Origin of the sequence: Massilia putida (assembly GCF_001941825.1) — a bacterium.
In the GTDB taxonomy this organism is placed as follows: domain Bacteria; phylum Pseudomonadota; class Gammaproteobacteria; order Burkholderiales; family Burkholderiaceae_D; genus Telluria; species Telluria putida.
The window spans coordinates 2,312,674-2,337,716 of record NZ_CP019038.1 but is presented as its reverse complement, the minus strand read 5'-3'; the positions used below and the strand labels follow the sequence as shown (position 1 = coordinate 2,337,716).

Annotated in this window: 24 protein-coding genes; 19 read left to right on the top strand and 5 right to left on the bottom strand. The window is 65.0% G+C overall.

The window, feature by feature from the left end; all coding sequences use genetic code 11:
• The first annotated feature begins 96 nt into the window (after nt 1-96).
• The 10 genes from BVG12_RS12670 (at nt 97) to BVG12_RS12625 (ending at nt 10,517) form a co-directional block, all read left to right on the top strand.
• Complete coding sequence (locus tag BVG12_RS12670; protein WP_075792693.1) at nt 97-792, top strand: phosphoribosylanthranilate isomerase; 696 nt, start codon at nt 97-99, stop codon at nt 790-792.
• Entirely contained in the window at nt 773-2,017 is a 1,245-nt protein-coding gene (trpB, locus tag BVG12_RS12665; protein ID WP_075792692.1) for a tryptophan synthase subunit beta, read from the top strand. Before BVG12_RS12670 ends, trpB begins: the two co-directional genes overlap by 20 nt.
• Before the next feature lie 42 nt (nt 2,018-2,059).
• Nucleotides 2,060-2,860 carry a tryptophan synthase subunit alpha gene (gene trpA, locus BVG12_RS12660; protein WP_075792691.1) on the top strand — a complete coding sequence of 267 codons (801 nt, stop codon included), beginning with the start codon at nt 2,060-2,062 and terminating at the stop codon, nt 2,858-2,860.
• Nucleotides 2,861-3,045: 185 nt separating this feature from the next.
• On the top strand, nt 3,046-3,918 hold the full coding sequence (accD, locus tag BVG12_RS12655; RefSeq protein ID WP_075792690.1) for an acetyl-CoA carboxylase, carboxyltransferase subunit beta: 873 nt from the start codon (nt 3,046-3,048) through the stop codon (nt 3,916-3,918).
• Nucleotides 3,919-3,985: 67 nt separating this feature from the next.
• Nucleotides 3,986-5,284 (top strand): bifunctional tetrahydrofolate synthase/dihydrofolate synthase, encoded by a 1,299-nt coding sequence (folC, locus tag BVG12_RS12650; protein WP_075792689.1) that lies wholly within the window; start codon nt 3,986-3,988, stop codon nt 5,282-5,284.
• An 11-nt stretch (nt 5,285-5,295) separates the two neighbouring features.
• Nucleotides 5,296-6,252: an SPOR domain-containing protein gene (locus tag BVG12_RS12645; protein WP_075792688.1), complete on the top strand. Its 957-nt coding sequence runs from the start codon at nt 5,296-5,298 to the stop codon at nt 6,250-6,252.
• Between the two features lie 14 nt (nt 6,253-6,266).
• Nucleotides 6,267-6,755 carry a CvpA family protein gene (locus BVG12_RS12640; RefSeq protein WP_056440455.1) on the top strand — a complete coding sequence of 163 codons (489 nt, stop codon included), beginning with the start codon at nt 6,267-6,269 and terminating at the stop codon, nt 6,753-6,755.
• Nucleotides 6,756-6,795: 40 nt separating this feature from the next.
• The gene (purF, locus tag BVG12_RS12635; RefSeq protein WP_075792687.1) at nt 6,796-8,319 is read left to right on the top strand and encodes an amidophosphoribosyltransferase; all 1,524 of its coding nucleotides are present in this window, start codon (nt 6,796-6,798) and stop codon (nt 8,317-8,319) included.
• Between the two features lie 89 nt (nt 8,320-8,408).
• The gene (locus BVG12_RS12630) at nt 8,409-9,650 is read left to right on the top strand and encodes a cystathionine gamma-synthase family protein (protein ID WP_075796337.1); all 1,242 of its coding nucleotides are present in this window, start codon (nt 8,409-8,411) and stop codon (nt 9,648-9,650) included.
• Between the two features lie 66 nt (nt 9,651-9,716).
• The gene (locus BVG12_RS12625; RefSeq protein WP_229503869.1) at nt 9,717-10,517 is read left to right on the top strand and encodes a tetratricopeptide repeat protein; all 801 of its coding nucleotides are present in this window, start codon (nt 9,717-9,719) and stop codon (nt 10,515-10,517) included.
• 21 nt (nt 10,518-10,538) lie between these two features.
• Here BVG12_RS12625 and udk read toward each other — a convergent pair whose 3' ends face one another.
• Nucleotides 10,539-11,180: a uridine kinase gene (gene udk / locus BVG12_RS12620; protein WP_075792686.1), complete on the bottom strand. Its 642-nt coding sequence runs from the start codon at nt 11,178-11,180 to the stop codon at nt 10,539-10,541.
• 97 nt (nt 11,181-11,277) lie between these two features.
• Between udk and BVG12_RS12615 the strand changes: the two genes are divergently transcribed.
• Nucleotides 11,278-11,913: a class I SAM-dependent rRNA methyltransferase gene (locus BVG12_RS12615; protein ID WP_075792685.1), complete on the top strand. Its 636-nt coding sequence runs from the start codon at nt 11,278-11,280 to the stop codon at nt 11,911-11,913.
• A 16-nt stretch (nt 11,914-11,929) separates the two neighbouring features.
• Here BVG12_RS12615 and lexA read toward each other — a convergent pair whose 3' ends face one another.
• Entirely contained in the window at nt 11,930-12,592 is a 663-nt protein-coding gene (gene lexA, locus BVG12_RS12610) for a transcriptional repressor LexA (RefSeq protein ID WP_075792684.1), read from the bottom strand.
• 304 nt (nt 12,593-12,896) lie between these two features.
• Between lexA and rpsF the strand changes: the two genes are divergently transcribed.
• The 8 genes from rpsF (at nt 12,897) to pulA (ending at nt 21,225) form a co-directional block, all read left to right on the top strand.
• Complete coding sequence (gene rpsF, locus BVG12_RS12605) at nt 12,897-13,280, top strand: 30S ribosomal protein S6 (RefSeq protein ID WP_036232978.1); 384 nt, start codon at nt 12,897-12,899, stop codon at nt 13,278-13,280.
• 25 nt (nt 13,281-13,305) lie between these two features.
• On the top strand, nt 13,306-13,596 hold the full coding sequence (priB, locus tag BVG12_RS12600) for a primosomal replication protein N (protein WP_075792683.1): 291 nt from the start codon (nt 13,306-13,308) through the stop codon (nt 13,594-13,596).
• Between the two features lie 42 nt (nt 13,597-13,638).
• Nucleotides 13,639-13,929, top strand: coding sequence for a 30S ribosomal protein S18 (rpsR, locus tag BVG12_RS12595; protein ID WP_020656854.1), 291 nt, complete (start codon nt 13,639-13,641; stop codon nt 13,927-13,929).
• Nucleotides 13,930-13,975: 46 nt separating this feature from the next.
• A complete protein-coding gene (rplI, locus tag BVG12_RS12590; RefSeq protein WP_075792682.1) occupies nt 13,976-14,428 on the top strand; it encodes a 50S ribosomal protein L9 in 453 nt (150 codons plus the stop codon).
• A gap of 183 nt (nt 14,429-14,611) precedes the next feature.
• Nucleotides 14,612-15,997 carry a replicative DNA helicase gene (locus BVG12_RS12585; protein WP_075796335.1) on the top strand — a complete coding sequence of 462 codons (1,386 nt, stop codon included), beginning with the start codon at nt 14,612-14,614 and terminating at the stop codon, nt 15,995-15,997.
• 193 nt (nt 15,998-16,190) lie between these two features.
• Entirely contained in the window at nt 16,191-16,817 is a 627-nt protein-coding gene (locus BVG12_RS12580) for a DUF47 domain-containing protein (protein WP_056440441.1), read from the top strand.
• A gap of 22 nt (nt 16,818-16,839) precedes the next feature.
• Complete coding sequence (locus BVG12_RS12575) at nt 16,840-17,850, top strand: inorganic phosphate transporter (protein WP_075792681.1); 1,011 nt, start codon at nt 16,840-16,842, stop codon at nt 17,848-17,850.
• A 291-nt stretch (nt 17,851-18,141) separates the two neighbouring features.
• Nucleotides 18,142-21,225 (top strand): pullulanase-type alpha-1,6-glucosidase, encoded by a 3,084-nt coding sequence (gene pulA, locus BVG12_RS12570; protein ID WP_229503868.1) that lies wholly within the window; start codon nt 18,142-18,144, stop codon nt 21,223-21,225.
• Nucleotides 21,226-21,287: 62 nt separating this feature from the next.
• Here pulA and BVG12_RS12565 read toward each other — a convergent pair whose 3' ends face one another.
• Genes BVG12_RS12565 through BVG12_RS12555 form a run of 3 tightly spaced genes read right to left on the bottom strand, consistent with a single transcriptional unit; the run spans nt 21,288 to nt 24,845 of the window.
• Nucleotides 21,288-21,524, bottom strand: coding sequence for a hypothetical protein (locus BVG12_RS12565; RefSeq protein ID WP_075792679.1), 237 nt, complete (start codon nt 21,522-21,524; stop codon nt 21,288-21,290).
• 37 nt (nt 21,525-21,561) lie between these two features.
• A complete protein-coding gene (locus BVG12_RS12560) occupies nt 21,562-23,943 on the bottom strand; it encodes a GspE/PulE family protein (protein ID WP_075792678.1) in 2,382 nt (793 codons plus the stop codon).
• Nucleotides 23,943-24,845 carry an MBL fold metallo-hydrolase gene (locus BVG12_RS12555; protein ID WP_075792677.1) on the bottom strand — a complete coding sequence of 301 codons (903 nt, stop codon included), beginning with the start codon at nt 24,843-24,845 and terminating at the stop codon, nt 23,943-23,945. The genes BVG12_RS12560 and BVG12_RS12555 overlap by 1 nt, the downstream gene beginning before the upstream one ends.
• Nucleotides 24,846-25,043 lie beyond the last annotated feature (198 nt).

Sequence of the window (25,043 nt, the reverse complement as noted above, 5' to 3'; positions counted from 1 at the left end):
CCCAACAACCCGAAACCCAATAACCGGCTGAGCAACGGCTGGCAACTCCGGGGTCAGAGCCCTTGGAGAAGCGACACCGGGCTCTGACCCCTCGATATGCCACGTACCCGAATCAAAATCTGCGGCATCACCCGCGAACAAGACCTGCACGCCGCCGTCGATGCCGGCGCCGACGCACTCGGCTTCGTGTTCTATCCCAAGAGCCCGCGCTACGTCACCGCGGCGCGCTACGCCGAGCTGGCGCGCGCACTGCCGCCGTACGTGAACGCCGTCGCGCTGTTCGTCAACGCGACGGTGGAAGAGGTGAGCGCCGTCGTCACGGCAGGCCCGGTCTCACTGCTGCAATTCCACGGCGACGAAACGCCCGAGCAGTGCGCGCAACTGGCCGCCGCCGTGCAGCGGCCGTTCACGCGGGCGTATCGCGTAAAACCTGACACGACGGTCGCCGATTTGCTAGAATCGGAAGCTCAATACCGCGCCGCGTCTCCGTGGTTCTCGGGCCTGCTGCTCGACACATACGTGGACGCCTACGGCGGCGCAGGAAAGGTTTTCGATTGGTCTCTTATTCCAAAAGAGCTCGCGCCTCGGGTCGTTTTGAGTGGTGGCTTGAGCGTACACAACGTGACTGGCGCGGTGGCGCAAGTACGCCCCTTCGCGGTCGACATCAGTAGCGGTGTCGAGGCGAGCAAGGGGATCAAGGATGCCCGCAAGATTGCCGCGTTCGTCGACGCGGTGCGGGCCGGCGATGCCACCATTGAAAGCCTGACACACCATGAAAGCCAATCAAGCTGACGGCGCCCAAGCGCTGTTCAAGACCCCCGACTACCAGCTGCCGGACACCACCGGCCACTTCGGCCCCTACGGCGGCTCGTTCGTCGCCGAGACGCTCAGCCACGCGCTGGCCGAGCTGAACGACGCCTACGCGCGCTACAGCCAGGACCCCGAGTTCCTCGAAGAATTCCGCTACGAGCTGGCTCACTTCGTCGGCCGTCCGTCGCCCGTCTACCACGCCAAGCGCTGGTCGCAGCAGGGGGGCGGCGCGCAGATCTACTTCAAGCGCGAAGACCTGAACCACACCGGCGCCCACAAGATCAACAACGTGATCGGCCAGGCGCTGCTCGCGAAACGCATGGGCAAGCCGCGCATCATCGCCGAGACGGGCGCCGGCCAGCACGGCGTCGCGACGGCCACGATCTGCGCCCGCTTCGGCCTCGAATGCGTCATTTACATGGGCAGCGAGGACGTCAAGCGCCAGGCGCAGAACGTCTACCGCATGAAGCTCCTGGGCGCGACCGTCGTGCCGGTGGAATCGGGCTCGAAGACCTTGAAGGACGCGCTGAACGAGGCGATGCGCGACTGGGTCACGAACATCGAGAACACGTTCTACATCATCGGCACGGTCGCCGGTCCGCACCCGTATCCGATGATGGTGCGCGACTTCCAGTCCGTGATCGGCGAGGAATGCCGCGTGCAGATGCCGCAGATGACGGGCCGCCAGCCGGACTACGTCGTCGCCTGCATTGGCGGCGGCTCGAACGCGATGGGCATCTTTTATCCGTACATCGATGAGCCGGGCGTGAAGCTGGTGGGTGTCGAGGCGGCGGGCGAGGGCCTCGACTCCGGCAAGCACGCGGCATCGCTGACGGCCGGTTTCCCGGGCGTCCTGCACGGCAACCGCACGTACCTGCTGCAGGACGAGCATGGTCAGATCATCGAGACGCACTCCGTGTCGGCCGGCCTGGATTATCCGGGCGTCGGTCCGGAACACGCGTGGCTGAAGGACAGCCAGCGCGCGCAATACGTGTCGATCACGGACGACGAGGCGCTGGCCGCCTTCCACGACTGCTGCCGCATCGAGGGCATCATCCCGGCGCTGGAATCGTCGCACGCGATCGCCTACGCCGCCAAGCTGGCGCCGACGCTGCCAAGCGACCAGATCATCCTGGTGAACCTGTCGGGCCGCGGCGACAAGGACATGCACACCGTGGCGCAACGGGCGGGACTCAACTTCGGCTGAGCCCTGTCACCCATTGCAACCACCTACAAAAGGAATCACAGCATGTCCCGTATCGCACAAACCTTCGACGCCCTCAAAGAACAGGGCAAGACCGGCCTCGTCACCTTCATCACCGCCGGCGACCCGGCCCCGGAACTGACCGTCCCGCTGCTGCACGCGCTCGTGGAAGGCGGCGCCGACGTCCTCGAACTCGGCGTCCCGTTCTCCGATCCGATGGCGGAAGGGCCCGTCATCCAGCGCGCCTGCGAACGCGCCCTCACGTTCGGCGTCAGCATGACCGACGTGTTCGCGCAGGTCGCGGAATTCCGCAAGACCAACCAGCACACCCCGGTCGTGCTGATGGGTTACGCGAACCCCATCGAGCGCATGGGCCAGAGCGAATTCGTCCGCCGCGCCAAGGCGGCCGGTGCCGACGGCGCCATCGTCGTCGACTACCCGCCGGAAGAATGCGAAGCGTTCGCCGCCGAAATGAAAGCCAACGATCTCGACCTGATCTTCCTGCTGGCCCCGACGTCGACCGTCGAGCGCATCAAACAGGTGGCGCGCCACGGCAGTGGTTTCAGCTATTACGTGTCGCTGAAGGGCGTGACGGGCGCGGGCGGCATCGACACGGCCGACGTGGCCAAGCGCGTGGCCGCGATCCGCGAGCACGTCAAGCTGCCGATCGGCGTCGGCTTCGGCATCCGCGACGCTGCGACCGCCAAGTCGGTGGCGGCGGTGGCGGACGCCGTCGTGATCGGCAGCCGCATCATCCAGGAGCTGGAAAACACGCCGAAGGAGCAGGGGCCGGCGGCCGTGCGCGCCTTCGTCGCGGGCATTCGGGAAGCGTTGGACGCCCGCTGATCGTAAATGAACCGGGGTCAGAGCCCGATTTTGGGAAATTTCCAAAATCCGGGCTCTGACCCCGGTTCTTATTTCTACTAGCGCAACTTTATCAAAAGGGCAAGTAATTTACGGCAAGAATTCGACAAGCCTGATGCGAACGGCTACACTACGCCCAATTCCAGAATTGCCGCAAAGGAGAGAACATGAGTTGGTTGGAAAAGCTGCTGCCCCCCCGGATCCAGCGCTCCGATGCCGCCAAACGCCAGACGATGCCCGAAGGCCTGTGGGTCAAGTGCCCGTCGTGCGAATCGGTTTTGTACCGCGCCGACCTGGAGTCGAACCTGCATGTCTGCCCGAAATGCAGCCACCACATGCGCATCCGCGCCCGCGAGCGCCTCGACGCGCTGCTCGATGAAGGCGGCCGCTACGAGATCGGCCAGGACGTGCTGCCGGTCGATACCCTCAAGTTCAAAGACAGCAAGAAATATCCCGACCGCCTGAAGGACGCGATGGAAGCCACCGGCGAGACCGACTCGCTGATCGTGCAGGGCGGATCGATCATGAGCCTGCCCGTCGTCGTCGCGTGCTTCGAATTCGAATTCATGGCCGGCACGATGGGTTCCGTTCTCGGCGAGCGTTTCGTGCGCGGCGCCCAGGTGGCGCTCGAGCAGAAGGTGCCGTTCATCTCCATCACCGCCAGCGGCGGGGCGCGCATGCAGGAAGGCCTGCTGTCGCTGATGCAGATGGCCAAGACCACCGCCATGCTGACCAAGCTGTCCGAGAAAAAACTGCCGTTCATCAGCGTGCTGACCGACCCGACGACGGGCGGCGTCTCGGCCTCGTTCGCCTTCATGGGCGACGTCGTCATCGCCGAGCCGAAAGCCCTGATCGGTTTCGCGGGCCCGCGCGTGATCGAGAACACCGTGCGCGAAAAACTGCCGGAAGGCTTCCAGCGCGCCGAGTTCCTGGTGCAAAAAGGCGCCGTCGACATGATCGTCGACCGCCGCAAGATGCGCGAAGAAATCGCGCGCCTGCTCGCCCTGCTGCAAAGCCAGCCGGCCGACGTCATCGCTTAATACGTTGTCACCGCGCGGCCGGCTGCTCCGACAGGCAGCCGGCCGCGTGTGCATTCCGGACGCCACCATGCCCAATCTCCCGACCACCTTGCCCGACTGGCTGGCGCTGCTCGAGTCGCGCCATGCCGAAACCCATATCGATATGGGACTGGACCGCGTACGCACCGTCAAGGAGCGCATGGGCCTGGCCTTTAGTTGCCCCGTGATCATGGTCGCCGGCACCAACGGCAAGGGCTCGACCTGCGCCATGCTGGAAGCCATGCTGCTGCAGAGCGGCTACAAGGTCGGCCTGTACATCAAGCCGCACTTCCTCGACTTCAACGAACGCGCCCGCATCAACGGCGAGATGGCCAGCGACGCGTCCCTCATCGCCGCGTTCAACGAGGTCGAAGCGCGCCGCGGCGACATCGACCTGACGTATTTCGAATTCACGACGCTCGCCATCATGCATCTGCTGGCGACGTCCGGCGTCGACGTGGCGATCCTCGAAGTGGGCCTCGGCGGCCGCCTGGATGCCGTGAACGTGATCGATGCGGACGTGTCCATCGTCACGAGCATCGACATCGACCACAAGGATTATCTCGGCGACACGCGTGAAGCGATCGGCTTCGAGAAGGCGGGCATCTTCCGTCCCGGTAAGCCGGCGATCTGCAGCGATCCGCTGCCGCCGCAATCGCTGATCGACCACGCGGAAAAAATCGGCGCCGATCTGTGGCTGCTGGGCCGCGACTTCAACTACCAGGGCGACAAGCAGCAGTGGGCCTACGGCGGCCGCAACCAGCGCCGCAACTCGCTGGCGTATCCGGCGCTACGCGGTGCCAACCAGCTGCTCAACGCATCGGCCGCGCTGGCCGCGCTGGAAGCGTTGCGGAACAGGCTGCCGGTGGGCGCGCAGGAAGTACGCACGGGTCTCGCGCTCGTCGAACTGCCGGGGCGCTTCCAGGTGCTGGCGGGCCGGCCGACGACGATCCTCGACGTCGCCCATAATCCGCATGCGGCCGCGACCCTCGCCCAGAACCTGAGCAATATGGGGTTCCACCGTTTCACGTACGCCGTGCTCGGCATCATGCAGGACAAGGACATCGACGCCGTCATCGCACACATGGCACCGTACGTCGACCACTGGAACGTGGCGGCGCTGCCGTCGCCCCGGTCGGCCGATCCGGCCGTGCTGGCCGCGAAGCTCGAAGCGTTGAAGCCGGCGGGTGCAAAAGACGACGAATTCTCCGTCAAAACGTTCGCGAATCCGGCCGAAGCATTCGCAGATGCAACAAGCCGCGCCGGACAGGATGATAGAATAGTGGTCTTTGGCTCGTTCTACACGGTAGCAGGCGTGATGGCGGCCCGTAAATCCTCTCTTCATTGACGTGACACCGCATGGGCTTGTTCTCCCGTAAAAGCAAGCAGGACCGCCTCACCGAGGACAGTGGCCGCTTCTACAGCAAGGACGACGACGCCGCGATCGGCGAGCGCGCCCGCGCCAAACGCGCCAGCAACGCCGGCGGCGGGGCGACGCGCCGTCCTGGTGCCGACCCCATGCTCCCCGAAAAGAAGCGGGCCCGGCGCCGGCTCGTCGGCGCCATCGCGCTGGCGCTGGCCGCCGCCGTCGGCCTGCCGATGCTGCTCGATTCCGAACCCAAGCCGCTCGCCGGCGACATCGCGATCCAGATTCCCGCCAAGGACAAGGCCGCGCCGCTGCCCGTGCCGGCCGCCGGCAAGGCCGTGTCCGCCGTGGACAGCGTCGACAAGGACGAAGAGGTGGTCGATGCACCGGCGGCAGCAAACGCACCGAAGACGGTCGTCGCCGCCGTGAAGCCGGAAGCTTCGAGGCCCGAGCCCAAGCCTGAGCCGAAGGTCGAGCGCAAGCCCGAACCCAAGCCGGAGCCGGCCAGGCCGGAACACAAGGACGCGCCGAAGCCGGAGCACAAAGAAGCGCCCAAGGTCGAGCACAAGGAACCCAAGCCGGAACCGCGCCTGGCCGAGAAGGACAAGCCGGTCAAGCCGAAGACGGACGACAAGCCCGCCAAGTCCCATGACGACGCGGCGCGCGCGCTGGCCATCCTCGAAGGCAAACAGGCCGAGAAGGACAAGCAGGCCGAGTCCGGATCGCAGCGTTTCGTGCTGCAGGTGGCGGCGCTGTCGAGCCAGGAAAAGGCGGCCGAAGTGCAGGCCAGGCTGCGCGAAGCGGGCATCTCGTCGTACACGCAGAAGACGAATACGCCTTCCGGCGAACTGATCCGCGTACGGGTCGGTCCCCTGAACAAGGAAGACGCCGAGAAAGTCCGCGCCAAACTGGGCCGCCTGGGCATGTCCGGCGCCATGTCCCCGGTCTGATTCCGCGAAAAGCCGTGACGATTTTCGACTACGTGGTGTTGTTCATTCTGGCCTCGTCGGTCGTCATCAGCACCATGCGCGGCCTGGTCAAGGAAATCCTGTCGCTGCTCGGCTGGGTGGCGGCCTTCATCGTGGCCAACGCCTTCGGCGCGAAGCTGGCACCCATGCTACCATCCGTTATTCCGGGCGAAGCCTTGCGGCTGATCGTTGCCTTCATTGCATTGTTCCTCGGCGTGCGCGTGCTGATGGGCCTCCTGGCCCTCGCGATCGGCGCCCTGATCGAGGCCTCCGGCCTGTCCCTGGCCGACCGCGGCCTCGGCGGCCTGTTCGGATTGGGCCGGGGCATTGTAATCGTGCTGGCCGGCGTCATATTGTGCGGGATGACTTCCATTCCCCAACAGGCTTTCTGGAAAGACGCGCTGCTTTCGCCCATGGCGGAAACGGGAGCGCGCACGGTCAAGCCTTTCTTGCCTGCCGCCTTCGCGCAGCACGTACAGTTTTGAAATACCCTTTTGTTTAGCTGTCCAAGTTTAGGAGCACACCATGTGTGGCATCGTCGGCGTCGTCTCGCAAGCCCCCGTCAACCAGCTGTTGTATGACGCATTGCTGCTGCTGCAGCATCGCGGTCAGGATGCGGCGGGGATTGCAACCAATCACAGCAGCATGTTCTCGATGTACAAGGCCAACGGCCTCGTGCGTGACGTTTTCCGCACGCGCAACATGCGTTCGCTGCAAGGCAATTCCGGCATCGGCCACTGCCGCTATCCGACCGCCGGCTCGTCCAGCGAAGAAGAAGCGCAGCCGTTCTACGTGAATGCCCCGTTCGGCATCACCCTGGCGCACAACGGCAACCTCACGAACCAGGAACAGTTGAAGGAAGAACTGTTCCGCAACGACCGCCGCCACGTCAACACGAACTCCGACTCGGAAGTCCTGCTGAACGTGCTGGCCCACGAAATCGCCCAGGCCGCCGACGGCTACTCGCTGGCGCCGGACGCCGTGTTCAAGGCCGTCGCGCAGGTGCACCGCCGCGTGCGCGGCGCCTATGCCGTCATCGCCCAGATCGCCGGCCACGGCCTGCTCGCGTTCCGCGACCCGTTCGGCATCCGTCCGCTGTGCCTCGGCATCAACGAGACCGAGAACGGCCCCGAATACCTGCTGGCCAGCGAATCGGTCGCCCTGGAAGGCCTGGGCTTCCGCTTCATGCGCGACATCGCCCCGGGCGAAGCCGTCTGGGTCGACGCCGACAGCCAGCTGCATACGCGCCAGTGCGCCGAGAATCCGTCGCTGAACCCGTGCGCCTTTGAATACGTCTACCTGGCCCGACCCGACTCCGTGATCGACGGTGCGTCCGTGTACGCCACCCGCCTGCGCATGGGCGAATACCTGGCCGAGAAGATCCGCAAGGAGATCCCGGTCGAAGAGATCGACGTCGTCATGCCGATCCCGGATTCGTCGCGTCCGGCCGCCATCCAGCTCGCGCTGAAGCTCGGCGTCGAGTACCGCGAAGGCTTCATCAAGAACCGCTACATCGGCCGCACGTTCATCATGCCGGGCCAGACGATGCGCCGGAAATCCGTGCGCCAGAAACTGAACGCGATCGCGTCCGAATTCAAGGACAAGAACGTGCTGCTCGTCGACGACTCCATCGTGCGCGGCACGACCAGCCGCGAGATCGTGCAGATGGCGCGCGAATCGGGCGCCCGCAAGGTCTTCTTCGCGTCGGCCGCGCCGCCGGTGCTGTACCCGAACGTGTACGGCATCGACATGCCGACGCGCGACGAGCTGATCGCCCACGGCCGCACCGTCGAGGAAGTGTGCCGCGAGATCACGGCCGACCGCCTCGTCTACCAGGACCTGGACGCGCTGCGCAAGTCGATCTCGGACGTGAATCCGGCCCTGACGAACGTGGAAGCGTCGTGCTTCGACGGCGTCTACATCACGGGCGACGTCACGCCGGCCTATCTCGACCAGCTCGAGAACGTGCGCCACAAGTCGTCGGGCAAGTCGTCGGACGATATCGTGCGCACGCAGCTGAATTTGAATCCGCCCGTCGCGGCGGAATGAGCCCGGACGCCGGCGCTCCGCGCCGGCGCTGTATTGCACGCTGTATTGCATAATTGGGCGCCGCGGGCGCCCATTTTCATTTCGACACCATGAGCGACAAACCATCCTACGGCTTCACCACCACCATCCTGCACAACGATCGCAGGAAGTCGATCGAACACAACTCCCTGCATAAGCCGATCCACACCTCGGTCGCGTTCGGCTACACGGACGCGCGCCAGCTGGCCTCCGTCTTCCAGGGCAAGGAGCCGGGCTTCCGCTACGGCCGCCAGGGCAACCCGACCGTCTCCGCGCTGGAAGACAAGATCAGCAAGATGGAAGACGGCGTCGCCACCCTGTGCTTCGCCACCGGCATGGCCGCGATCGGCGCGCTGGCGCAGGCGCTGCTGCGCGCGGGCGACCACGTCGTCTCGTCCTCGTTCCTGTTCGGGAATACCAACAGCCTGTGGAACACGGTGGCCGCGCAAGGCACCGAAGTGTCGTTCGTCGATGCGACCGACGTCGCCAACGTGGAAGCCGCCTTGACGCCGAATACGCGCATGGTGTTCGTCGAAACGATCGCGAATCCGCGCACGCAGATCGCCGACCTGGCCCGCATCGGCGAACTGTGCCGCGCACGCGGCATCCTGTACGTCGTCGACAACACAATGACGACGCCGTATCTGTTCCGCCCGAAGGCCGTCGGTGCCGGCCTCGTCGTGAACGCGCTGACCAAGTCGATCGGCGGCCATGGCATGGCGCTGGGTGGCGCGCTGACGGACACCGGCGTGTTCGACTGGTCCGCCTACCCGAACATCGCCGACAACTTCCGCCGCCAGCCGCCGGCCGCCCAGGGCATGGCGCAGTTGCGCGCGAAAGCGCTGCGCGACTTCGGCGCATCGCTGGCGCCGGAGGCGGCGCACCACATCGCGGTCGGCGCGGAGACGCTGGCCCTGCGCATGGAGCGCACGTGCGCGAACGCGCTGGCGGTGGCGCGCATGCTGGAGGCGGACGAGCGCGTCGCCGCCGTCTACTACCCGGGCCTGGCCTCGCATCCGCAGCACAAGCTGGCGTCCGAGCAGTTCCGCGCCTACGGCTCGCTGTTCAGCTTCGAGCTGAAGGAGGGCATCGACTGCTTCGATTACCTGAACCGGCTGAAGGTCGGCATCCCGGCCAGCAACCTGGGCGACACGCGCACGCTCGTGATCCCGGTCGCGCACACGATCTTCTTCGAGATGGGCGCGGAGCGCCGCGCCAGCATGGGCATCGCGGAGTCGCTGATCCGCGTGTCGGTGGGCATCGAGGATACGGCCGACCTGCTGGCCGACTTCGGCGACGCGCTGAACGGTTGATGCCGTCGTAACGCTGCGGTTATGATCGTCGTGTTGCCATCCCTCTATCCGAAGAATCGCACGCCCATGAAAACTGTCCTGTTGTGCGCCGCACTGCTGTGCGGCGGTGCCGCGCTGGCCGCCGAGCCGGGCGCCAAAGCTCCGGCGAAGGGTGCCGCCGCGAAGCCGGCCGCCGCCGCCTCGTCCGCGAATGCCGCCGCCGAGCTGGCGGAGGCGGATGCGCTGTTCGCCAAGAAAGCCTATCCGGAAGCCCTGCAGAAATACACGAAGCTGGCGAATGCCGGCAACGTGATGGCCCAGCAGCACCTGGGCGAGATGTATTTCTATGGCGAGGCCGGCAGCGTCGACATGGACAAGGCCGCGCAATGGTTCCAGAAGGCGGCGGCCAAGGGGAACCCGGTTGCCACGGCGTCGCTCGAGCTGATGAAGCAGCGCGAGACGCGGCGTGCCGACCTCGATTACTGGATCGCGAAGTACGACGGTGCCGACCTGCGCACGAACGAATACCGCTGCCCGGCGCCGCGCTTCCCGGCCATGTCGAAGGTCAACGAGGAAATCGACTATTACAGCGGCAAGATGAAGGACTGGGAGGCGTGCCACAACCGCTGGGTGAAATACCTGAACGCGTCCTTGCCGCTCACGAAGCGCATCCCGGACGATATCGCCAAGCTGCTCACGAAGGACGAGACGGACAAGGCAACGGCGCACCTGAAGGAGGTGAGCGACCGCCTGGCGGAAGACACGAAGGTGGCCGGCCGCATGGTCGTCGCCGACTTCGATGCCTGGCGCGCGGGCACCGAGGCGTACGTCAAGGAGCACAACGAGATGGTCAAGAACGCGCCGCCGCGGGACGACGGCGGCAAGTGACGGTGCGTGCCGGCGCGAAGATCAGGGCCGCTTCCAGCGGCCGATGACGCTCGCCACCTTGGTGGTAATGATATCGACCGCCGGGTCATTCGCGCCGTGGGGCAGGATGACGTCGGCGTGGCGCTTGGTCGGCTCGATGAATTGCTTGTGCATCGGGCGTACCGTTTCCAGATATTGGCCGACGACGCTCTCCATCGAGCGGCCGCGTTCGGCAATATCCCTTTGCATGCGGCGGATGAAGCGGATGTCGGCGGCGGTGTCGACAAAGATCTTCAGCGACATCATGTCGCGCAAGTCGGCGTCATACAAGGCAAACAAGCCTTCGATCACGATCACCGGAGCCGGTTTGACGGGAATGGTTCTGCTGGAACGGTTGTCGATCGTGAAGTCGTACTCCGGCATCTCGATCGCCTCGCCGTTGCGCAAGGCCTGGACGTGCCGTACCAGCAGTGGCCAGTCGAAGGCCCGGGGATGGTCGTAATTCTGCTTGCGGCGGACTTCCGGGGGGAGGTCGGATTGGTCGCAGTAGTAGTCGTCCTGCATCACGACCGACACCATGTCGGCGCCGAACGACGCCAGCACTTGCTGGGACACCGTTGACTTGCCGCTGCCGCTGCCGCCGGCGACACCAATGACAAACGGCAGGAAAGAAATCTCATTCATCCGTAAATGATACCGGATACCGGAGCGGCGACGGAACCGACAGGCGGAGCGACGACGCCTTGCTGTATCATTCGGCTCCCGTCAACGAAGCCCATCTATGCTCATCATCACCATCAAACAGGGCAAGGAAAAAAGCCTGCTGTCCGGCGACCCCTGGATTTATCTCTCCGCCATCGACAAGGTCGAGGGACGGCCCCAGGAACGCAACAAGGCCGGCGTCACGGCGGTCGTGCAGTCGTCGTCGCGCCAGTTTCTGGCGCGCGCGGCCTATAACGCCAAGTCGCAGATCGCGGCCCGCGTCTGGACGCTGCGCGAGGATGAGCCGGTCGACCACGCCATGATGAAGCGCCGCGTGCAGGCTGCGGTCGCGCGGCGTGCCATGGCGGTGCGCGGCGCCGACCCGCAGGCCCTGGTGCCCGTGATCGATGGCGAAAAAGACGGCCTGCCGGGCCTGCTGGTGCACAGCTATGGCGGGACCGGCGGTTATCTGGTGTGCCAGTTCAATGCTGCCGGCGTGGACGCGTGGAAGGTGACCATCGTGCAGGCGCTGCTTGCGGCGACGGGCTGCCCCAACGTGTTCGAACGCAGCGACGAGTTGCTGCGCAAGGGCGAGGGGCTGCCGGTCATCTGGCGCGCGCTGGCCGGCGACGAGCCGCCCCAGCGCCTGATGGTGCGAGACGGCAAGCGCCTGCTGCCGACCGATATCCGCACGGGTTTCGTCTACCCGCGCTGAAACCGGTCACGGCACGTCAGTGCCAGGAGCGCAGCAGACCGACCGCCAGGCCTTCCAGCGCGAACTCGTCCGAGCTCGGGTCGACGGTGATCACGGAAAAGTCCGGATTTTCGGGCAGCAGCTCGATCGTGGAGCCGGTCTTGCGGTAGCGCTTGACCGTCACTTCGTCGCCGATGCGGGCGACGACGATCTGGCCGTTCTTGGCGTTGTCGACTTTCTTGACCGCCAGGAAATCGCCGTCGCAGATGCCCGCATCGCGCATCGACCAGCCCTTGACCTTGAGCAGGAAGTCTGGCTTGCTGGAGAACATCGCGGGGTCGACGGAGTAGGTCGCTTCGACGTGTTCCTGGGCCAGGATGGGCGAGCCGGCAGCGACACGGCCCACGAGCGGCAGCGACATCAGGTTCGGCGGCATGGCGGGCACGAAGGCCGGCACGGCGGGCGCGGCCTTGGATTCGGCGGTGGCCTGGCCGACGAGGCGGATACCGCGCGAGGTGCCCGGTGAGATTTCGATCGCGCCTTTGCGGGCCAGGGCCTGCAGGTGTTCCTCGGCGGCATTAGCCGAGCGGAAGCCAAGCTCCTGGGCGATTTCGGCGCGGGTCGGCGGGAAGCCGGTGTTGTCGATGGCTTCCTTGATCAGGTTAAGGATCTGTTCTTGCCGTGCGGTGAGCTTTAGCATGTTCGTCTTGGTTGGTACGGGATCAGACTGTATTTTTGTACAGTATTGCGCGGCGCGCAAGGGGAATTAGTAGTTTTTTTCGTGCAGCGCGCCGCTGCACGCGTTTGCCGCCTGTTGCGTTGCGGCACGCGGCGCGCGTCCGCAGCCTGTTGCGTTGCGGCATGCTGCGCGTGTCCGACAGCGTCGCGGTGCGTCAAAGATGGCGCGCTTGACGTTTTTGCTGCTATAATGTCGGGCTTTCCCTTCCCACACTCGTCTTGACGCCGAGGTGGGCATTTGTTTAAACGTCCTTAAGGAGTGTTTCATGCGTCATTATGAAATCGTGTTTATCGTCCACCCGGACCAGAGCGAACAGGTCCCGGCGATGATCGAACGCTACAAGACCACGGTCACCTCGCGCGGCGGCAACATCCACCGCGTCGAAGATTGGGGCCGTCGTCAAATGGCTTACCAGATCCAGAAGCTGCCGAAGGCACACTACATCTGCATGAACATCGAGTGCGACAACGAGACCCTGGTCGAGCTGGAAACCGCATTCAAATTCAATGATGCCGTGCTGCGTCACCTGACCGTGAAGATGAAGAAGGCTGAAACCGCACCGTCGCCGATGATGAAGTCGGTCCAGCGCGAAGACGCAGCCAAGAGCCACCGCGCCGAGCAGGCCGCCGCTCCGGCCGCAGCCGCCTAAATCTCGCGGGAGCACCGAGCTGTAAGTGAACGAGCTGTCGCTGGTCGCAAGCATTCTGGAACGCGACACCTTGCGCTACACCCCGGCCGGCATCCCCATCGTGGGCGGCATCCTGCAACATGGATCGACGCAGACGGAGGCGAGGATGGACAGGCAGGTCGAATTCGAGATTCCCGCGGTTGCCGCGGGCGAGATTTCGGGACGATTTGCCAATGCCGAGTTGGGCGCGATGTACCGCTTCACGGGATTCCTGGCCAGGAAAAGCCGTCACAGCAAAGGCTTGGTGTTTCACATCATTGATTTCAGTGCCGCGTAACGAAATGCGGGCACGTTTTTAGATAGATACAGGAGCCTCAAAATGGCATTCGGTAAAAAGTTCGACAAAAACAAAGCTAAGCTCAAAGAGAAGCGTAAACAGCAGAACCCGCTGTTCAAGCGTAAGAAATTCTGCCGCTTCACCGCTGCAGGCGTGGAACAGGTTGACTACAAAGATGTCGACACCCTGAAGGATTTCGTCCAGGAAAACGGCAAGATCATGCCGGCACGCCTGACCGGCACCAAGGCGCACTACCAGCGTCAAGTGGATACCGCGATCAAGCGCGCCCGTTACCTGGCTCTGCTGCCGTACACCGACCTGCACAACGCTTAATTCGTCGGTCGCGACCGCAAGCATAGTCAGATTACTGGAGAATAAAATGCAAGTTATCCTGCTGGAAAAAGTCGTCAACGTCGGCAACCTGGGCGACGTCGTCAAGGTCAAGGATGGTTACGCTCGTAACTTCCTGATCCCGCAAAAAATGGCCCGCCGCGCAACGCAAGCTGCCGTGGCCGAGTTCGAAGTCAAGCGCGCCGAACTGGAAAAAGCAGCTGCCGAGAAACTGACCGCCGCTCAAGCCCAGGGCGACAAGCTGAACGGCATGACCGTCACCATCGCGCAGAAAGCCGGCGTCGACGGCCGTCTGTTCGGTTCCGTGACCAACTTCGACATCGCCGAAGCCCTGACCAAGCAAGGTTTCGCCGTCGAGAAGGCACAAGTGCGCATGCCGACCGGTCCGCTGAAGACCACCGGCGAGCACCCGGTGTCGGTCGCTCTGCACACCGACGTCGTGGTGGAAATCACCATCGCTGTCGTGGGCGAAGCTGCTTAATTAAAGTTTCAAGGTAATACCGTCGTCCCCGCGAAAGCGGGGGGCCAGATTTGCGAGTCGATACGCAAGCACAGGTCCCCGCTTTCGCGGGGACGAATTTTTTTTGCAACAGCAAAAAAAATTCGTTTTTGGAAACTCACCAATGATTTCAGCGTCTGATCGGATACGGGTATAATGCCGGCCATGAACACCTCAGCAGACCCGCAGATCGAGTCGCTCCGCATCCCCCCGCATTCCATCGAAGCAGAACAGTCCGTCATCGGCGGCCTGCTGCGCGACAATGCGGCGTGGGACCGTATCGCCGATTTCATGCATGCGGAGGATTTTTACCGCTACGACCACCGGATCATCTTCGAACAGATGGTCCGCCTGATCAACGCTGGCAAACCTGCCGACGTGATCACCGTGTACGAGGCGCTCGTCCAGCTCGGCAAGGCCGAGGAGGTCGGCGGCCTGCAGTACCTCAACGCGATGGCACAGAATACGCCATCCGCCGCCAACATCCGCCGTTATGCCGAGATCGTCCGCGATCGCGGCGTGCTGCGCCAGCTCATCACCGTTGCCGACGAAGTGTCGGGCAAGGCCTTCAATCCGCAAGGTGCCGAGGTCAAGCAGATTCTCGACGAGGCCGAATCGCGCATCTTCGCGATCGCCGAGCAGGGCGCGCGCGGCGCCCAGGGCTGGCTTCCCGTGCAGCCGCTCTTGACCCAGGTGGTCGAGCGCGTCGACGAGCTGTACAGCCGCGACAACCAGGGCGAAATCACCGGCGTCCCGACGGGCTTCATCGACCTCGACAAGATGACGTCCGGCCTGCAGCCGGGCGACCTCGTCATCGTCGCCGGCCGTCCGTCGATGGGCAAGACGGCATTCTCCGTCAACATCGGTGAGAACGTCGCCGTCGACGCCGGCCTGCCCGTCGCGATCTTCTCGATGGAGATGGGCGGCGTGCAGCTGGCGATGCGTATGCTGGGTTCCATCGGCCAGCTCGACCAGCACCGCCTGCGTACCGGCAAGCTGCTGGACGAGGACTGGCCGCGCCTGACCAACGCGATCCAGAAGATGAACGACGCGCAGATCTTCATCGACGAGACGCCGGCGCTGAACCCGATCGAGATGCGCGCGCGGGCACGCCGCCTGGCGCGCCAGTGCGGCAAGCTGGGCCTGATCATCGTCGACTACCTGCAGCTGATGCAGGGTTCCAAGCCGGGCGACAACCGGGCGTCCGAGATCTCGGAGATCTCGCGCAGCCTGAAGGGCCTGGCCAAGGAACTGGGGTGCCCCGTGATCGCGCTGTCCCAGCTGAACCGCTCGCTGGAACAACGCCCCAACAAGCGCCCCGTGATGTCCGACCTGCGCGAATCCGGCGCTATCGAACAGGATGCGGACGTGATCATCTTCCTGTATCGTGACGAAGTTTACAACCCGGACTCGCCCGACAAAGGTACCGCCGAGATCATCATCGGCAAACAGCGTAACGGCCCGATCGGCGCCATTCGACTGACCTGGATGGGCATGTACACCAAGTTCGGCAATTACAGCGGCAACCTCGGTATTTACCAAGGCGACTAACGTCGATATAGAAGGGGGCCTCGCAAACCTGCTGCGCGTTGCATTTTCGTTCTGCGATTCTTGAACGAAACTGCCGCCGCCCGCTACGGTTTTCGAAGCCCCTGACGCGCTGCGAGTTATAACAAAAAGCTATTGTTGCGGCGTCGCGCCGCAACGTTTAAGAAGTCCCAAGAGAAAACCCAACGGAGAACCTATGTTTGGACGCCTGATGCCCACGGAGGGCAAATTTTTCGACCTGTTCAACCAGCACGCGGCCTTGTGCGTGAAGGGTGCACAAGAGATGGTCGGCCTGATGACCAACTTCGACGACCTGGAAAACCGCACGCACGCCGTGGAGAGCATCGAAAAGCAGGCGGACAAGGTCACCTACGCGTGCGTGGACCTGCTGCACAAGACGTTCATCACGCCGCTCGACCGCGACGACATCCACAAGCTGATCACCCGCATGGACGACATCCTCGATATGATGGAGGACGCCGCCCAGACCATCTCGCTGTACGACCTGCACGCCGTGACGCCGGAAGCCAAGCGCCTGGCCGAGCTGTGCCTGGCCTGCTGCGAAAAGGTCCAGCAGGCCGTCGGCATGCTGCACAACATGGACAACGCCCAGAAGATGGTCGCCATCTGCGAAGAGATCGACCGCCTGGAATCGGACGCCGACCACGTGATGCGCGCGGCCATGTCCAAGCTGTTCCGCGACGAACCGGACGTACGCAACCTGATCAAGATGAAGGCCATCTACGAGATCCTCGAGACCGTGACCGACCGCTGCGAAGACGTTGCCAACATCATCGAAGGCATCATCGTCGAGAACGCGTAACGACCGGACCAATAAAAACAATATGGATTCTCTTCACATCAGCATTTATGTGCTGGGCCTGCTCGTCTTTCTGGCGCTCGTCTTCGACTTCATGAACGGCTTCCACGATGCCGCCAACGCGATCGCGACGGTGGTGTCGACCGGGGTGCTGCGTCCGCAGACCGCCGTCGCGATGTCGGCGATGTTCAACTTCGTCGCCATCTTCACCGTCGGCCTGCACGTGGCGTCGACGGTGGGCAAGGGCACCGTCGACCCGCACATCGTCGACCACTACGTCGTGTTCGGCGCGCTCGTCGGCGCCATCATCTGGAACGTGATCACCTGGTACTACGGCATCCCGTCGTCGTCGTCGCACGCACTGATCGGCGGCCTGGTGGGCGCCGCGGTGGCCAAGAGCGGCACCGGCGCGCTGGTCGGCGGCGGCCTGCTCAAGACCGTCCAGTGGATCATCCTGTCGCCGCTGCTGGGCTTCATCCTCGGCTCGCTCGTGATGCTGGCCGTGTCGTGGATCTTCGTGCGCACCCCGCCGCGCAAGGTCGACACCTGGTTCCGCCGCCTGCAGCTGGTCTCGGCCGCGGCCTACAGCCTGGGCCACGGCGGCAACGACGCCCAGAAGACCATCGGCATCATCTGGATGCTGCTGATCGTGGCCGGCGTATCGAAGGCCGGCGACGCGGCGCCGCCGCTGTGGGTCGTGATCGCGTGCTACACGGCGATCTCGATGGGCACGCTGTTCGGCGGCTGGCGCATCGTGCGCACGATGGGCCAGAAGATCACCAAGCTCAAACCGGTGGGCGGCTTCTGCGCGGAATCGGGCGGCGCCATCACGCTGTTCATCGCAAGCAGCATCGGCGTGCCGGTGTCGACGACGCACACCATCACGGGCGCCATCGTCGGCGTCGGCTCGGCGCAGAAGGCCTCGGCCGTGCGCTGGGGCGTGGCGGGCAACATCGTCTGGGCCTGGGTCTTCACGATTCCCGCGTCGGCCTTCATGGCCGCGATCGCGTGGTGGGTCGGAACCCACATCCTGTAAGCGCACGACGCGTCGAACGAAAAGCAGCCTCCGGGCTGCTTTTTTTTGCCAATTTCCAAAAACCGGGGTCAGAGCCCGGTTTTTGGAAATTGCCCAAAATCGGGCTCTGACCCCGGTTTGTTTTTTGCCACACTTGCGTGTTCCTTGTTCATTTTTACTAACACTGTAGTAATATTACATGCGATCGTCGGCCAGCGTTGCCGCCGGGGCCACGCCCGCCGATCAGAATAAGAATGAAGAGGGGACAATATGATATTCAGACGTAGTTTGACTTCACGGTTGAGCGTCGCCGTGGCCGCTTGCGCCAGCCTGCTGCTGGCCGGTTGCGGCGCCGGCGATCCGGCGCAGCAGGCCACCCAGTCGGGCACCCGGCTGCTCGCGACCGGCACCTCGGCAGCCGCCACGCCGGTCGCGCCGGGCAGTATCCGCATGCACTTCCACCGCGTCCAGAACGATACGGCCCAGTGGGGCGTGTATTCCTGGGACGGCCCGCAGCATCCCAGCTCGGCGTGGATCGCCGACCGCTTCATGATGACGAACAGCGACGGCTTCGGCGGCTATGTCGACATCCCGCTGGCGGCCGGAAAAAGCGCGATCTGGTTCCTCGTCACGGACGGCAACGGCACGAAGAATTGCGGCGCCGACCAGCACGCCGACCTGAACGCGGACGTCGCCACGAAAGGCCAGGAGATCTGGATGCTGGAGGGCGACTGCACCGTCTACGCGAGCCAGCCCGCGCTCAGCTACGGCAATCTGGCCTTCGCCAACGCGCACTGGCTGACCGGCGCGACCCTGGCTTGGCCGGGCGTGCCCGCGAACGGCCGCTATAAACTGTTCTACGCCGAGAACGGCGGCCTCGCGCCGACGCCGGGCGGGGCGCTCGGCCTGTCCGGCGCGGACGGCGCCTTCGACCTGACCGTGGCCGCGCTGCCGGACGCGATCCGCCAGAAATACCCGCACCTGGCCGGCGCCACGGGCCTGAGCCTGTCCGCGCTTGACGCGGCCAAGGTGGCGTCCATGGTCAGCGGCCAGTTCGCCATCGCCCAGTACGACGGCGCCGGCAACCTGGTGCAGGTGACGTCGCTGCAGATGGCCGGCCTGCTGGACGACCTGTTTGCCGCGAAGGCGGCCCAGGCGCAACTGGGCGTGTCGTTCGACCGGAACGGCCTCGCGACGTTCCGCGTGTGGGCGCCGACGGCGAAATCCGTCGCGCTGAACCTGTACGCCGGCGCGAACGCGGCGACGCCGACGACGGTCCCGATGACGCGCGACGCGGCCAGCGGCGTATGGACCTACGCGTCCACCGATCCGCAACTGGCGAACCGTGCCTACTACACGTACAAGGTAGAGGTGCTGTCGCGCTGGGCGGACAACAAGATCGTGACGAATACCGTCACCGATCCGTATTCGCTGAGCCTCTCGGCCAACAGCGCGCGCAGCTTCGCCGCGAACCTCGACAGCGCGCAGCTCAAGCCGGCCGGCTGGGACGACCAGCGCATTCCGAAGCTCGACGCGCCGACCGACATCGCGCTGTACGAGCTGCACATCCGCGACTTCTCGGCTTCCGACGCCACCGTCCCCACCGCCCACCGCGGCAAATACCTGGCCTTCACGGACGGGAATTCGGACGGCATGCGCCACTTGAAATCGCTGCAGAAGGCGGGCATGACGCACGTGCACCTGCTGCCGAGCTTCGACTTCGCCAGCGTCAACGAGAAGGGCTGCGTGACGCCGACGATTCCGGCCGCGGCCGCCGATTCGACCGCGCAGCAGGCCGCCGTTGCCGCCGTCGCGGACACCGACTGCTTCAACTGGGGCTACGACCCGGTCCACTACGACGCGCCGGAGGGCAGCTACGCGACGGATGCGGACGACGGCGCCGTGCGCGTGCGCGAGTTCCGCGCGATGGTGCAGGCGCTGCACGAAGCCGGCCTGCGCGTGACGATGGACGTCGTGTACAACCACACGAGCCAGTCGCAGCAAGGCCCGCTGTCGGTCCTCGACCGCATCGTGCCCACGTATTACTACCGTCTGGGCAGCGACGGCCACATCCTGAACGACAGCTGCTGCGCCGACACCGCGCAGGAGAACGCCATGATGGGCAAGCTGATGATCGATTCCGTGTCGCTGTGGGCGCGCCAGTACAAGGTCGACAGCTTCCGCTTCGACATCATGGGCTTCACGCCGCTGGACCTGCTGAAACGCCTGCATGCGAGCGTCAACCAGGCCGCGGGCCGCGACATCTACCTGTACGGCGAAGCGTGGAACTTCGGCAGCGTGGCGAACGACGCCCGCTTCGTGCAGGCGCGCCAGGCGAACATGGCGGGCACCGGCATCGGCTCGTTCAACGACCGCATGCGCGATACGGTGCGCGGCGGCGGCTGCTGCGACGGCGGCCAGTGGCTCATCAGCCAGCAGGGCTTCATCAATGGCGCCTACCTTGACCCGAACGCGCTGTCGACGCAGACCCGCGACGATGCGCTGCGTCTCGCGGACCTCGCGCGCGTCGCGCTGTCCGGCACGCTGCGCGACTACCGCTTCACGGACCGTTTCGGCAGCGTGCGCACGAACGCCCAGATCGACTACTTCGGCCAGCAGGCCGGCTTCGCGGCGAATCCGTCCGAGACGATCAACTACGTCGAGGCGCACGACAACCAGACGCTGTTCGACATCAACGCCTATAAACTGCCGCAATCGACGCCGCTCGCCGACCGCGTGCGCGTGCAGACCCTTGGCGCGGCGATCAACGTCCTGGCGCAGGGTATCCCGTTCTTCCACGCCGGCCAGGAAATCCTGCGCTCGAAATCGCTCGACCGCGACAGCTATAACGCGGGCGACTGGTTCAACAAGCTGGATTACAGCTACGCGTCGAACAACTTCGGCGTCGGCCTGCCGATGGCCGGTTCGAACCAGGACAACTGGGGGTTGATGTCGCCGATCCTCACCAACCCGCTGATCAAGCCGGACACGCGCGCGATCGTGGCGGCGAAGAATGCGTTCGAAGACTTCCTCGCGATCCGCGCCGACAGCACGCTGTTCCGCCTGCGCACGGCCCAGGACGTGATCGACCGCCTGAAGTTCCACAACGTGGGCCCCGACCAGGTGCCGGGCCTCGTCGCGATGAGCATCGACGGCGCGCAGCCGGGCTCCTATGTTGGCGCGAAATACAAGGCGGTCGTCGTCGTGTTCAACGTCGACAAGGTCGCGAAGTCGATCGCGATCCCGGAGCTGAAGGGCCGCAAGCTGCAGTTGCACCGCATCCAGCGCAACGGCAGCGACGACGTCGTGAAGGCGTCGAGCTTCGATGCCGCCAGCGGCACGTTCGCGATCCCGGCCCGCACGGCGGCCGTGTTCGTGCAGAACGCGAACGATTGATGGCGGCGTAAAAAAAAAGGGCCGGGAGTGCGAACTCCCGGCCCTTGTCGCGTCCGCGTCCGTCAGCGCGCCGGCGCGATCATGGTGCCGTTGCCGGTCGTGCGGTCGTTCTCCAGCGCCTGCTTGTCGACGACCATCACGTCGTCGGTGCGGCTCGGCGCCTTGCGCGGGATGAGCGTGCCGGTCGGCGTGTAGCTCGAGTCGAGGTATTTGTCGCCCGGTTGCTGCGGATCCTGCGCGGCGCAGCCGGACAGCACGACCACGGTCGCCGCCAGGACGGCCGAATTGAAACGGTTCATTACGATTCTCTCCTCAGCGTGAATCTGCGTTGATGGGTTATTTGATGCAGACGGCGCGCACCATCTTGATGTCGGTAACGCCGTCCAGGATCTTCTCGATGCCGTCCATTTTCAGGGTCAGCATCCCGTCCTCCAGCGCGGCCGCGAGCAGGTCGGCCACGCGCGCGTGCTCGGTCAGCAGGCGCTTGATACGCTCGCTGCCCAGCATCAATTCATGCAGGCCGACGCGCCCGCGGTATCCCTTGTTGCACTCGGCGCAGCCGACGGCGCGGTAGAGCGTAAAGCGGCCGTCGGCGCCGCCGTGGCGTTCGCGCCAGCCGGCCAGCACGGCCGCGCGCGCGGCCTGCGGGTCGGTCCGGTAGGCGGCCTGGCCGCGCAATTCCTCGCAATACTCGTCGAGCAGCGCATCCACCTCGGCGTCGTCCGGGTGGTAGGGCTGGCGGCATGTGGCGCACAGGCGGCGCGCGAGGCGCTGCGCCAGGATGCCCAGCAGGGCGTCGGCAAAATTGAACGGGTCCATCCCCATGTCGAGCAGGCGCACGACCGATTCCGGCGCGCTGTTCGTGTGGAGCGTTGAGAACACGAGGTGGCCCGTCAGCGACGCTTCGATGCCGGTGCTGACGGTCTCGCGGTCGCGCATCTCGCCGACCATGATCACGTCCGGATCGGCGCGCAGGAAGGCGCGCATGACGGTCGCGAAATCGAGGCCCGCCTTGCGGTTGACCTGCACCTGGCGCAGGCCCTTCTGGGTGATCTCGACCGGGTCCTCGGCCGTCCAGATCTTGGTCTCCGGCGTGTTCAGGTGCGCCAGGATCGAGTGCAGGGTCGTCGTCTTGCCGGAGCCGGTCGGGCCGCACACGAAGAACAGGCCGTAGGGCTTGCCGACGGCGGACTTCAGGCGCTCCAGGTTGTGCGGCAGGATCCCCAGCTTGTCGAGCGGGATCGGTTCGCCGGCCTGCAGGATGCGCATCACGACGTCCTCGACGCCGCCGCTGGACGGGATCGTCGCCACGCGCAGCTCGATGTCGAGCGGGCCGTATTTGCGGAAGCGGATCTTGCCGTCCTGCGGCTTGCGCCGTTCCGAGATGTCGAGGTCGCACATGATCTTCACGCGCGCGATAAGGGCGCTGCGGTAGCTGGCCGGGATCTCGATGTACGGCACCAGCACGCCGTCCTTGCGGAAGCGGACGCCCGTCTTGCCACGTCCCGGCTGCGGTTCGATGTGGATGTCGGAGGCGCCCTGGCGGTGCGCCTCCATGATGATCCGGTTGAGCAGCTTGACCAGCTCGTTCTCGACGGCGGCCGAGACTTCGGCGCCGCCGCCCTCCGCATCCTCGTCCGTGTCGCCGTCCTCGTCCAGGTTCGACAGCAGTTCGCCGACGCTCGTATCGTCGGCGACGGGACCGCCGAAAAACTGGGCGACGGTCAGGCGCAGGTCGTGCCGGGTCGTCACGCGCCAGGCGAAGCGCGCGCGGCCGAACACCTGGGTGGCGATGTGGCTGGCGGCCACGCGTTCCGGGTCCAGCGCCATCAGCACGAGGCCGTCCGGACCGTCCTCCAGCGGCAGCCAGCCGTGTTCGAGCGCGAACTGCTGCTTCAGGTTGCGCAGCAGCTCGACCGGCTTCACACGCTCGGCGCGGAACGGTTCGTACGGCACGCGGGCGTAATCGGACAGCGCCTGCCCCAGTTGGGCGGGCTTGAGGTGGAAGTCGGCCAGCAGGACGTCTTCGATGTCGGCGTCGCGCTCGCGCGCGCGGCGCGTGGCCTGTTCCAGTTCCTGCTGGGTCAGGAGGGCGCGCGCGACGAGGCCGTCGTAGCGGCCGCGCGGCACCGCTGCGCGCAGGCGCTGGCTGAGCGCGACGGCCAGGGTCTCGCTCAACTGCTTCACGCCGTCCAGGGCCAGTTGCGGGAACGGGCCGTTCGGGCGGTGGTTGATGAACTGGATGACGCCCAGCAGGACGCCGTTCGCGTCGATCAGCGGCGCGACCAGCATCTCGCGCGTGCGGTAGCCGGTCTTCTGGTCGACGCCGCGCTGGAAGTGCAGGTTGGGCGACAGGCGCTTCAGCTCGGCCTCGTCGTAGACGTCGGCGATGTTGACGGTCTGGCGCGTGCGCGCGACGAACCCGGCGACCGACCCCGGTCCGATCGGCAGCTTCAGGTCGCGGAACGACGACAGGCCCGTCTTGACCTTGGCGAGGAGGGCGTCCTGTTCCGGCGTGACGACGTACAGTGTGAAGCGGTCGCTGTCGAACAGGTCGCAGAAATCCAGGCCCAGGTCGAGCATGATCTGGTCCAGGTTGGCGGTGGCATGGATTTTCGTGATGATGCCCAACAGGCGGCGCTGGAAGTCGAGCCGCCGCTCGGCGTCGTCGTGCGCCCGCCGGTCGCCCTTGCGCTGGTCCACGAAATCCGCGTTCATCAGAGTTCCACTTCCAGGCCTTCGTGGGCCAGTTTCACGACGAGGCCGTTCAGGCGGTCGTGCCAGCGCGCCAGCGCTTCCGCCAACACGGCTTCGAGCTCGTCGTCGGAGCGGGTGGGCTCGTGGTGGGTGCAGTACAGGCTGCGCGCGCCGACCTTGAGCGCCAGCGCGATGGCGGCGTCGAACGTGCCGTGGCCCCAGCCCTGCTTGGCCGGGTATTCCTCCAGCGTGTACGAGCAGTCGGCGATCAGCGCGTCGATGCCTTCCAGCGCGTGCTCGATCTCCCGTTCGCGCCGCTCAATCTCGCGTTGCGCCGCCGCGTACGCCGCGCTGTCCGGCGCGTGCGGATTGAAGAACGGTTCGTGGTCGCCCGTGAAGAACACGGCGCGGCCGTTGCTTTCGACGCGGTAGCCGAGGTTCGTGACAGGGTGGTGCATCACGACGTTGTGCACCACCACGTCGCCCACCGCGTGCGGCACGCCGACCTCCAGCGTGCGGTAGTCGATGGCGGCATCCATGTGTTCCTCGCTGACGGGGAAGTAGCTGTTCTGCAGCTGCACGCCCATCACGTGCTCGATGCCCTGGCCCGTGACGTGGTCGTGGGCGCCGTGCAGGCGCACGCGCGTGCCCTTCACGAACAGCGGCGTGAAGAAGGGCAGGCCGTGGATGTGGTCCCAGTGGCTGTGCGTGATGAAAATGTTGGCATCCACGTCAAGGCCGGTCTCGGCGCGGCGGCGCATCAGGTCCTGGGCGAGGGCGTAGATCCCCGTGCCGGCGTCGAGCACGATCAGCGTGCCGTCGTCGCCGCGCACTTCGATGCAGGTGGTGTTGCCGCCGTAGCGCACGGTACGCGGCCCCGGGGACGGGATGGAGCCGCGCACGCCCCAGAATCTGAATTTCATAAAAGTCCCTTGCTGCGCAGCCTCGTCGTCTGCGTATGTTTTTTCGTCGCGGCCAAGCCTGCACCGCTGCAATATAGGTCAGATGATAGCGGGATTCTGTAACCAATTATCTGAATTTTGCAATTTCACATCGATGTGTGTACAGCGGTGCGCAACGAAGTTACACTGTGTGTAAATTACGGTCCGGCAATTTTTGTG

Excerpts from the sequence above, each read along its gene's own strand:
- rplI (WP_075792682.1), top strand. The coding sequence starts at position 13,976 with ATGCAAGTTATCCTGCTGGAAAAAGTCGTCAACGTCGGCAACCTGGGC.
- BVG12_RS12630 (WP_075796337.1), top strand. The coding sequence starts at position 8,409 with ATGAGCGACAAACCATCCTACGGCTTCACCACCACCATCCTGCACAAC.
- udk (WP_075792686.1), bottom strand. The coding sequence starts at position 11,180 with ATGAATGAGATTTCTTTCCTGCCGTTTGTCATTGGTGTCGCCGGCGGC.
- lexA (WP_075792684.1), bottom strand. The coding sequence starts at position 12,592 with ATGCTAAAGCTCACCGCACGGCAAGAACAGATCCTTAACCTGATCAAG.
- BVG12_RS12560 (WP_075792678.1), bottom strand. The coding sequence starts at position 23,943 with ATGAACGCGGATTTCGTGGACCAGCGCAAGGGCGACCGGCGGGCGCAC.
- trpA (WP_075792691.1), top strand. The coding sequence starts at position 2,060 with ATGTCCCGTATCGCACAAACCTTCGACGCCCTCAAAGAACAGGGCAAG.
- BVG12_RS12555 (WP_075792677.1), bottom strand. The coding sequence starts at position 24,845 with ATGAAATTCAGATTCTGGGGCGTGCGCGGCTCCATCCCGTCCCCGGGG.
- rpsR (WP_020656854.1), top strand. The coding sequence starts at position 13,639 with ATGGCATTCGGTAAAAAGTTCGACAAAAACAAAGCTAAGCTCAAAGAG.
- BVG12_RS12670 (WP_075792693.1), top strand. The coding sequence starts at position 97 with ATGCCACGTACCCGAATCAAAATCTGCGGCATCACCCGCGAACAAGAC.
- BVG12_RS12585 (WP_075796335.1), top strand. The coding sequence starts at position 14,612 with ATGAACACCTCAGCAGACCCGCAGATCGAGTCGCTCCGCATCCCCCCG.
- accD (WP_075792690.1), top strand. The coding sequence starts at position 3,046 with ATGAGTTGGTTGGAAAAGCTGCTGCCCCCCCGGATCCAGCGCTCCGAT.
- folC (WP_075792689.1), top strand. The coding sequence starts at position 3,986 with ATGCCCAATCTCCCGACCACCTTGCCCGACTGGCTGGCGCTGCTCGAG.
- BVG12_RS12575 (WP_075792681.1), top strand. The coding sequence starts at position 16,840 with ATGGATTCTCTTCACATCAGCATTTATGTGCTGGGCCTGCTCGTCTTT.
- BVG12_RS12645 (WP_075792688.1), top strand. The coding sequence starts at position 5,296 with ATGGGCTTGTTCTCCCGTAAAAGCAAGCAGGACCGCCTCACCGAGGAC.
- purF (WP_075792687.1), top strand. The coding sequence starts at position 6,796 with ATGTGTGGCATCGTCGGCGTCGTCTCGCAAGCCCCCGTCAACCAGCTG.
- trpB (WP_075792692.1), top strand. The coding sequence starts at position 773 with ATGAAAGCCAATCAAGCTGACGGCGCCCAAGCGCTGTTCAAGACCCCC.
- rpsF (WP_036232978.1), top strand. The coding sequence starts at position 12,897 with ATGCGTCATTATGAAATCGTGTTTATCGTCCACCCGGACCAGAGCGAA.
- BVG12_RS12580 (WP_056440441.1), top strand. The coding sequence starts at position 16,191 with ATGTTTGGACGCCTGATGCCCACGGAGGGCAAATTTTTCGACCTGTTC.
- BVG12_RS12615 (WP_075792685.1), top strand. The coding sequence starts at position 11,278 with ATGCTCATCATCACCATCAAACAGGGCAAGGAAAAAAGCCTGCTGTCC.
- BVG12_RS12565 (WP_075792679.1), bottom strand. The coding sequence starts at position 21,524 with ATGAACCGTTTCAATTCGGCCGTCCTGGCGGCGACCGTGGTCGTGCTG.
- BVG12_RS12625 (WP_229503869.1), top strand. The coding sequence starts at position 9,717 with ATGAAAACTGTCCTGTTGTGCGCCGCACTGCTGTGCGGCGGTGCCGCG.